Below are 8,083 nucleotides of genomic sequence, written 5' to 3'. Positions count from 1 at the left end.
GCATGCGCGCCAGGGCCAGTTGTGGATCGCCGCGCGCAAAGGGCAAGCACCGGAGATCGAGATTCTCTCGGTCGACGACGGCCCTGGCATACGCGATCTGTCACAGGCCATGCGCGATGGTTTTTCCACGGCCGGCTCGCCGGGCACGGGCCTGGGCGCGGTGCAGCGGCTGGCGACCGATTTCGACGTCCATTCCGAAGTCGGCAAGGGCACCGTCATCCTGGCGCGCCTGCGAACCGCAGCGGCCAGGACGGGCGCATTCAAATGGGGCGTGGTGGCCCTGCCGGCGCCGGGTGAGACCGTGTGCGGCGACAGTTGGGGCGTGGCGTTCGACGGGCACCGCGCCGCCATGCTGGTGGCCGACGGACTGGGTCACGGAGAGCATGCGGCCGAGGCATCCATGGCGGCGGTCGATCTGTTTGCCAAGCAACCGTTTGCCGGCCTCAAGGAGGCGCTGGAAGAAGCCCATATCATCTTGCGCATGAGCCGCGGCGCGGCGGTGACGCGCGCGCAGCTCGATGCCGAGACCAACAGCCTGCTGGCGGCGGGCGCGGGCAATGTGGCGATGCGCATCGTCAGCGGAGTGTTCAATCGCTCCGTGCTCGCGCAAAATGGCACGGTGGGCGTGCAGATGCGACGCGTGGAGGAAACAAGAATGGACTGGCCGGCGCATGCGCTGGTGGTGTGTCACAGCGACGGCCTGCAATCACGCTGGCCGCCGCAAGCCATCACGGCACTCATAGGACGGGACCCCACCCTGGCGGCTGCCGTCCTGGTCCGGGACTACGGTCGCGGGCGGGACGACGTCACCGTTCTGGTGATGCGTCGAGACGACTAGGAAACCCCATGAACGACGTGACCGGACTTGACCCTGATACCACCAGCGAGCGCAGCGATGACCTGGCGGGGGCGCTGGCCGCCGCCGAGTCGGAGCTGGTCGCCTTGCGCTCCGAACTGGAGGAGACCAACCGCGGCGTGCTCGCGCTCTATGCAGAACTCGATTCCCAGGCGGACCATCTGCGCCAGGCGACCGAACTCAAGAGCCGTTTCCTCGCCTATATGAGCCATGAGTTCAGAACGCCCATAGGCGCGATCCAGAGCATTGCGCGCATTCTCCAGGACCGTGTCGACGGGCCGCTGACCGACGAGCAGGCCAAGCAGGTGGGCTTCATCCAGACCACTTCGGCCGAGTTCGCGGACATGGTCAACGACCTGCTGGACCTGGCCAAGCTCGAGGCCGGGCGCATCGAGGTGTCGCCCGCCTGGTTCGAGATGGTGGACGTTTTTTCGGCGCTGCGCGGCATGTTCAAGCCCATCGCGGTCAATCCGGAAGTGACCTTGATCTTCGAGGAACCCGTGGACGTGCCCAAGCTGTTCTCGGACGACCGCAAGCTGGCGCAGATCCTGCGCAACTTCATCAGCAATGCCCTGAAATTCACGCTGCGCGGCGAGATCCGTGTGAGCGCCACGCGCGTCGGCGAAGACTCGGTACAGTTTGCGGTGTCAGACACCGGCATAGGCATTGCCTCCCAGTTCCATCACGCGATTTTCCAGGACTACACGCAGATCGACTCGCCCATTCAGAAGCGCCTGCGCGGCACCGGCCTGGGGCTGTCGCTGAGCAAGCGCCTGGCCCAATTGCTGGGCGGCGACGTGGCCGTCCAAAGCGAATCACAGAAGGGATCGACGTTCTACGTCACCATTCCCATCACTTTGGCGCTGCAACCCGCCACGCCAGCGGATCAGCATACTTCCCCCTAAGCCATATGCAGCCCACCTCCGCCAGGCTCAATGTCAGCATAGACCGGTCCCTGCACACCGTGCTGGTCGTCGACGACAATCCCGTCACCTGCTATGCGACCTCGCGCTCGCTGCGCGCCGCAGGCTTTCGCACGATTGAAGCCGATACCGGGCAAAGCGCGCTCGACCTGTCGCTGGGCGACATCTCCGCCGTTGTTCTCGACGTGCATCTGCCCGATATCGGCGGCTTCGAAGTCTGCCGCGAAATCCGCGAGCGCGAGACCACGCGCTCGCTGCCCATCGTTCATCTGTCGGCCGCGTTCATCGCGGACACCGACAAGGTGGCCGGCCTGGACGCGGGCGCGGACGCCTACCTGACCCACCCCGCCGAGCCTGCCATGCTGGTCGCGACCATACAGGCCCTGGTGCGCGCGCGGCTCGCCGAGCAGAGAGTGCATCAGAGCGAGGCCAAATTCCGCTCCATCTACGAACAGGCGCAAAGCGGCATCGCCCTGATCGACGACCTGGGCCAGTTCGTCGACGCCAACCCCGCCATGCTGGAAATGATGGGGCGCAGCGCCAAGGAGGTGCTGGGCCGCGCGGTGGCTGAATTCTCCGCGCCCGGGCATGAGGCACACATCCAGCACATCATCACGGCACGCAATGCCCAATCGCTGTGGCGCGAGGAAGTGGTTTTCCTGGACGCCGACGGCAAGCTGCTGCATCTCGAATGGAGCATGGCGGCCGGGGTGGGAAGCGAGCTGCGCGTCGCCGCGGTGTCTAACGTCTCCAATCGCATAGCGCTCGAACAGGAACGCGAGCTGCTGCTGGAAAGGGAACAGGCGGCGCGCGCCGCGGCCGAACGCTACAGCCGCTCCAAGGACGACTTCGTCGCCGTGCTTTCGCACGAGCTCAGAAACCCGCTGAGCGCCATCATGATGAACGTGCACCAGTTGCTGCGCCGCTCCCCGCCGGAGGAGTTCGCCAAGAGCCTGGATGCGATCAAGCGCAACGCCAGCACGCAGGCGCGCATCATCAGCGATATTCTGGATGTCTCCAGAATCAACTCCGGCAAGCTGGCGCTGGAGCGCGAATGGATAGAGCCCGGCACGCTCATTTCGTCGTCGCTGGATTCGCTCAAGGCATTCATGGAGGCCAAGCATCTGACGCTGAGCCTCGACATCCCCAACAACAGCATCAAGGCATTCCTCGATCCGGCGCGGTTCCAGCAGATCTTCTGGAACATCCTGAACAACGCCATCAAGTTCTCCAACGAAGGCGGGACGCTGGAAGTCATTCTGTCGACCAGAGACAGCCAGCTGCTGCTGACGGTGCGCGATCACGGCAAAGGCATAGAGCCGCTGTTTCTCGACCGCATTTTCGAGAAATTCACCCAGGTGGCGACGCCTGGAAGCCGGTCCGCGGGCGGCCTGGGCCTGGGCCTGTCCATCGTGAAGCACCTGGTCGACCTGCACGGCGGCGAGATATCGATCACCAGCGCGGGACTGGGACTGGGCACCAGCGTCAGCATCACCCTGCCCCAAGGTCTGGTCGGGGATGAACCGTCACCGGGCAACGATGCAGGCGCCATGTCGGGCGGGGCCGAGGATCTGCTGGGCATGCGCATTCTGGTGGTCGAAGACGACAGGGAAGCCGCGGACCTGCTGGTGCTGATTCTCCAGGAACGCGGCGCGACGGTCTCGATGGCCGGCGACTACGAGACGGCCGTCGCCGCGCTCAAGGCGCAAGTCATCGACATGCTGGTCAGCGACATCGGCCTGCCCGGCAAGGACGGCTACGATCTCATTCGGTATGTGCGCGCCTCGCAGGACGCCTATGCCGGCGTGCCGGCGATTGCGCTCACGGCTTTCGGCCGTGAAACCGACAGGCAGCTGGCCATGGACGCAGGATTCAACTTCCACCTGGCCAAGCCGCTGCAGCCGCAAAAGCTGCTCGACGCAATCAAAGCGCAGAGCGCCGGCAAGGCGCGCGCCAGCGCGCCCTGAAGCCGGCGCGCGCCAGCTACGGCGCGCTCGCGGATAGAGCGCTTTCTATGCGGCACAACGCGGCTTCGAGCTCCTCGGGCTCCACGCTCTTGAGCAAGGACCGCACGTTGGGGCCTATCGTGGCCAGGCCATGCAGCATCTCATAGCCTGAGAACAACAGCACATGCCGCTGCGCGTCATGCCGCAGCCAGTGCTTCGCCAAATCGGTGCCGGACATGCCGGGCAGACTGACATCGGTGATGAGCACATCGAAGCGCGCGCAGTCTTCCAAGGCGAGCGCGGCTTCGGCATGCGGCAGGGAAACGATTTCGCGATGCCCGGCTTCCATCACCGCAGCGACACCTTCACGGATGTCTTCGTCATCTTCAACGTACAGGTACGAAATCACGCTGCGGCACTCAGAAAGCGGAAAAGCTGCATTGGGCACATAGGACTTTCCATAGACCCGCATTTTCTCCGAATTGAAGCCCTTCACTGATAAATATTGTCAGCTGGCCTGCAGGTCGCTGCGCCCGCAGGCTGCAGCCGCTGCCTGGCCGCGGCCAGGTTCGGCGACTCAGCGGGGCACGAATGCCCACCATCTGTCAGGCACGGCACGCAGGCCTTCGCGGCCCATGAGCGTGCGCAGCCAGGCGCGGTTGTACAGCACGTCGGGCGACAGCGCATCGTCTGGCGGCTGCACCAGGGCCGCGGCGCGCACGCGCTGCGCGCGGCCAGGCGCGGCCAGGGGCGCGGCACTTCCCATGTCGAGCAGTTCGCCATCGGCCAGCGGTCCGCGCACGGTCTTGGCGGCGCGCACGCCATCGACGACCAGCACCGCGACCGCGAGCACCTGCCGATCGGCTGCGGCCTGCGCGCTCGATGCAAGCTGCGGGCAGCCGAGCACGCGCAGCGCCATGCCGTCGCGTGCCAGCGTGGCGTGCACCGCCTGCAGATGCGCGCGCTGGCCGGCCAGACCCCGGCACTCGGTCTGCGACAGCACCGAAGCGATCTGCGCCGCAGCCGCAGACTCGCCCTGCCCGACCACGCCCTGGGGGGGCAGCGCCGCGCAACCGGCCAGCCCCAGGGCCAGCACGCCCACGCCACTGCAGACCCAGCTGCAGCCCATCGCCCTGTCCATTTCTTGTTCTCCAGGCATAGCGCAACACCTCTCTTTGTTTCGTCAAGTAACCACCTTAACCGTGCTCGGCACAAAGACAAGCCAGTCCAGGCCTACACTTGCGTCACATGGAAATCTGGTTGCATCAGTTGTTGGAATGGTTGTCGCTGCCGCAGTTCGGGCTGAGCACGGTATTCCTCGTCGCCCTGATCTCGGCGACCTTGCTGCCGCTGGGCTCCGAGCCTGCGGTCGCGGGGCTGCTGCATCTCAACCCCGATCTGTTCTGGCAGGCGATTCTTGTCGCCACGGCCGGCAACACGCTGGGCGGCGCGATCAGCTGGTGGATGGGGCTGGGAGCGCACAAGGCCTGGCATGCGGCCAGGCAGCGCCGTCTGATCGATGGCGGGCCGCGCACCGGCAAGGCCGCGCGCCAGCCTTCGCGCCATGAGCGCAAGGCGCGCATCTGGCTGCGCCGCTTCGGCGCCAAGGCCTGTCTGCTGAGCTGGCTGCCGCTGGTCGGCGACCCGCTGTGCGCGGTCGCGGGCTGGCTGCGTCTGCCGTTCTGGCCCTGCCTGCTGTACATGGCCATCGGCAAGTTCTTCCGCTACCTGCTGATGACCAGCGCCATCATCTGGATCTGGCCGACCTGAGCTCGGTCACAGATCCTTGCGAATCAGCGCGCCGGTAAACAGCACCGGCCCCGTGGGTCCGGTTTCGCTGGGCACGCCGCCCTTGGGCTCCAGGCTGATGGCCAGCGTGGGCACGGCCTGCACCTGGGCTTCGCGCGCCGGCAACTGCTCGATCCGCCCCTGGCCCAGCACGCCCAGCGAGCGCGGCGCGCCCTGGGGCGGCAAGGCCCAAAGTTGCAGCGATCGGTCCGCATCTTCGCGAAAGCCGCCGACGCGCTGCAGCACCAGACGGTTCTGGCGCGCATCGAAGGTCACCAGCATCGACGGGTCCTGCTTGCCATCGGCAAGCACGGCCACATACTGGATCTGCGGCGTGGCCTGCGCTATCTGCAGCTGGCTTTGCAACTGCGCCAGCTGCTGGGCCGTGGTCTGGCGCAGTCCCTGGAGCGACCACAGGCCCACGGCAACGGCGGCCACCGTGGCAAACGCACCGGCCCAGGCCGCATTGCGCCACCAGGAGAGCCGGCGTTCGGGCACGGCCAGCGTGCGCGCAGCGCGCGCCTTTTCGGCCTGCAGCAGATTGTCGATGCGCGTCCAGACCGCGGCATCGGGCTGCACCGGCGCCTGCACTTCGGACAGCGCAGACCAGCGCTCCTGCCACAGCAAGGCCGTGGCACGCACCTGCGCATTTTCACGCGCCAGTTGTTCGAAGCGCCGGCGCGCGCCGCCACGCAATGTGCCCAGCGCATGGGCTGCGGCAAGGCGGTCGAGCAATTCAGTGTTCTGTATCAGATTCATGGTCAGCGCTCCTCGCGCTCATACATGCCGCGCCATGCATTTGCGCAATTGCTCCAGGCTGCGGCGCACCCAGGTCTTGACGGTGCCCAGCGGCAGTTTCAGCTGGCTGGCCAGCTCGCTGTGGCTCAGGTCGCGCAGATAGGCCAGGCTCACCACCTCGCGCTGGGCCTGCTCCAGCCGCTGCATGCACTGGTGCAGCACCAGCGCCTGCTCGCTGGCCTGCGCCAGCTGCATCGGGCCGAGCGCGTCGCTGGCCGGCAGAAAACCTTCGGCATCGTCGAGCGAGACACTGACATGCATGCGCTCGGCGCGGCGCCGGCGCAGGAAGTCCAGCGCGCGGCTGCGCACCACCAGTCCCATCCAGGCCAGCGGCGGGCTCAGCGAAGCGCGGTAACTTCCGGCATTGCGCCAGATGCCCAGGAAGCTTTCCTGCAGCACATCCTCGGCCCATTCCTTGTTGCCGAGAATGCGCAACGCCAGCCCGTAAAGGCGGGCGGCACTGTGCTCATAGAGCTGCTTGAGCGCAGCTTCCTCTTGCACGGCAATGCGGTCCAGAAGGTCCATCAGTTCGCTGTCCGGTGTATTGGCGCTCATCCACACATTGTGCGTAGAAGTGCCGGTTTGCAGACGCGCTGTTGGTTTGCTGCCAACCCAGGAAATCGTGTCTTGCATACCTGGCTATACGCAGGCAATAAGCCATTGGATTCAGCAACGATGGCGACCGGGCCATGACGGCCCTTCGACGGCGGCTTCTGTCAGTCCGCCTTGAGCCCTATGCTCTTGACCAGTTCGCCGAAGCGCTCGGCCTCGACCGCGTGGTGGTCTATGAACTGCTTTCGCGTCATCACCGCCGGCGTTGCGCCCAGGCCGGCAACGATGTCGCGCACATTTTTCTGCTCCATCGCCTTGGCAATGCCGTCGCGCACCTTGTTGACGACCACGTCGGGCACGCCCGTGGGCGCGTAGATGCCGAACAGCGTGTCGGCGTCAAAGCCCGGCAGGCCGCTTTCGGCGAGCGTGGGGACATTGGGGTACTGGGGCGAGCGCTGCGGGCTGCCCACGGCCAGCAGGCGCAGCTTGCCGGCATCGACATGCTTGAGGCCCGGACCCGGATCGAACCAGTACTGCAGCTGGCCGCTGATCACATCGTTGAGCGCGGGCGCCGCGCCGCGGTAGGGTGCATGCACCGCATCGACCTTGGCCATGCGCTTGAACATCTCGCCCGCGAGATGCGGCGAGCTGCCCTGCCCCGGCGAGCCGTAGCTGACCTTGCCCGGATTGGCCTTGAGGTACTGGATGAACTCGGCGACGTTCTTGGCCGGCACATCGGGGTGGGTCTCGAGGTAGACATGCACGCGCGCCACCGCCGCGATGGGCGTCAGATCGCGCGCCGGGTCGAAGGCCAGCTTTTCGTAGATCATCGGATTGATCGTGATCGCGCCGCCGGAGCTGAGCAGCAACGTATAGCCGTCCTTGGCCGCGCGCACGGTCTCGGCGATGCCGATGTTGCCGCCCGCGCCGGGCTTGTTCTCGATGATCACGGGCTGGCCCAGCGTCTTGGACAGCTGGGGCAGGATGGCGCGCGCCAGCACGTCGGCCGCGCCGCCGGGCGCGAAATTGACGACCAGGCGCACGGGCTTCTCGGGCCAGTTCTGGGCCGCGGCGGGCAGCGCAAAGCTGCCCAGCGCGGCCACGGCGAGCGCCGAAAAGGCCTTGAGGCCCTGGCGACGCGTGGCATGGGAATGGAATGTCATGATGTCTTGTCTCCTTGTGAATTTCTTGTTGTTGCGCGCCGCTGGCCGCGCGCCGCT

General features: G+C 66.2%; 9 protein-coding genes. 4 read left to right on the top strand and 5 right to left on the bottom strand.

Annotation, left to right across the window (positions count from 1 at the left end):
• The 3 genes from RR928_RS05755 to RR928_RS05745 form a co-directional block, all read left to right on the top strand.
• Window positions 1-838, top strand: an 838-nt coding sequence (locus RR928_RS05755; protein ID WP_332547618.1) for a SpoIIE family protein phosphatase, incomplete at its 5' end; no start/stop codon positions are given.
• Between the two features lie 8 nt (window positions 839-846).
• Window positions 847-1,761, top strand: a complete 915-nt coding sequence (locus RR928_RS05750; RefSeq protein WP_332534894.1) for a sensor histidine kinase — start codon at window positions 847-849, stop codon at window positions 1,759-1,761.
• 5 nt (window positions 1,762-1,766) lie between these two features.
• Window positions 1,767-3,746 carry a hybrid sensor histidine kinase/response regulator gene (locus tag RR928_RS05745; RefSeq protein WP_332534895.1) on the top strand — a complete coding sequence of 660 codons (1,980 nt, stop codon included), beginning with the start codon at window positions 1,767-1,769 and terminating at the stop codon, window positions 3,744-3,746.
• 16 nt (window positions 3,747-3,762) lie between these two features.
• Here the strand turns inward: RR928_RS05745 and RR928_RS05740 are convergent, their stop codons facing one another.
• Both RR928_RS05740 and RR928_RS05735 read right to left on the bottom strand, forming a co-directional pair.
• Window positions 3,763-4,134, bottom strand: coding sequence for a response regulator (locus RR928_RS05740; RefSeq protein ID WP_332534897.1), 372 nt, complete (start codon window positions 4,132-4,134; stop codon window positions 3,763-3,765).
• 168 nt (window positions 4,135-4,302) lie between these two features.
• Window positions 4,303-4,866 (bottom strand): hypothetical protein, encoded by a 564-nt coding sequence (locus RR928_RS05735; RefSeq protein ID WP_332681744.1) that lies wholly within the window; start codon window positions 4,864-4,866, stop codon window positions 4,303-4,305.
• Between the two features lie 119 nt (window positions 4,867-4,985).
• On the opposite strand from RR928_RS05735, the gene RR928_RS05730 reads away from it, so the two are divergent.
• Window positions 4,986-5,495 carry a YqaA family protein gene (locus RR928_RS05730; RefSeq protein ID WP_332534901.1) on the top strand — a complete coding sequence of 170 codons (510 nt, stop codon included), beginning with the start codon at window positions 4,986-4,988 and terminating at the stop codon, window positions 5,493-5,495.
• A 6-nt stretch (window positions 5,496-5,501) separates the two neighbouring features.
• On the opposite strand, the gene RR928_RS05725 is transcribed toward RR928_RS05730, so the two are convergent.
• The 3 genes from RR928_RS05725 to RR928_RS05715 all read right to left on the bottom strand — a co-directional run bounded on the left by RR928_RS05725 (window position 5,502) and on the right by RR928_RS05715 (window position 8,026).
• Window positions 5,502-6,272, bottom strand: a complete 771-nt coding sequence (locus RR928_RS05725) for an anti-sigma factor (RefSeq protein ID WP_332547614.1) — start codon at window positions 6,270-6,272, stop codon at window positions 5,502-5,504.
• Between the two features lie 18 nt (window positions 6,273-6,290).
• Window positions 6,291-6,866: an RNA polymerase sigma factor gene (locus RR928_RS05720; RefSeq protein WP_332534905.1), complete on the bottom strand. Its 576-nt coding sequence runs from the start codon at window positions 6,864-6,866 to the stop codon at window positions 6,291-6,293.
• Between the two features lie 161 nt (window positions 6,867-7,027).
• Window positions 7,028-8,026 (bottom strand): Bug family tripartite tricarboxylate transporter substrate binding protein, encoded by a 999-nt coding sequence (locus RR928_RS05715; RefSeq protein ID WP_332534907.1) that lies wholly within the window; start codon window positions 8,024-8,026, stop codon window positions 7,028-7,030.
• Between the last annotated feature and the right edge of the window lie 57 nt (window positions 8,027-8,083).

The organism is Comamonas sp. (genome assembly GCF_036666375.1).
Classification (GTDB): Bacteria; Pseudomonadota; Gammaproteobacteria; order Burkholderiales; family Burkholderiaceae_C; genus Comamonas.
This window is presented reverse-complemented; position numbering and strand designations above follow the sequence as displayed.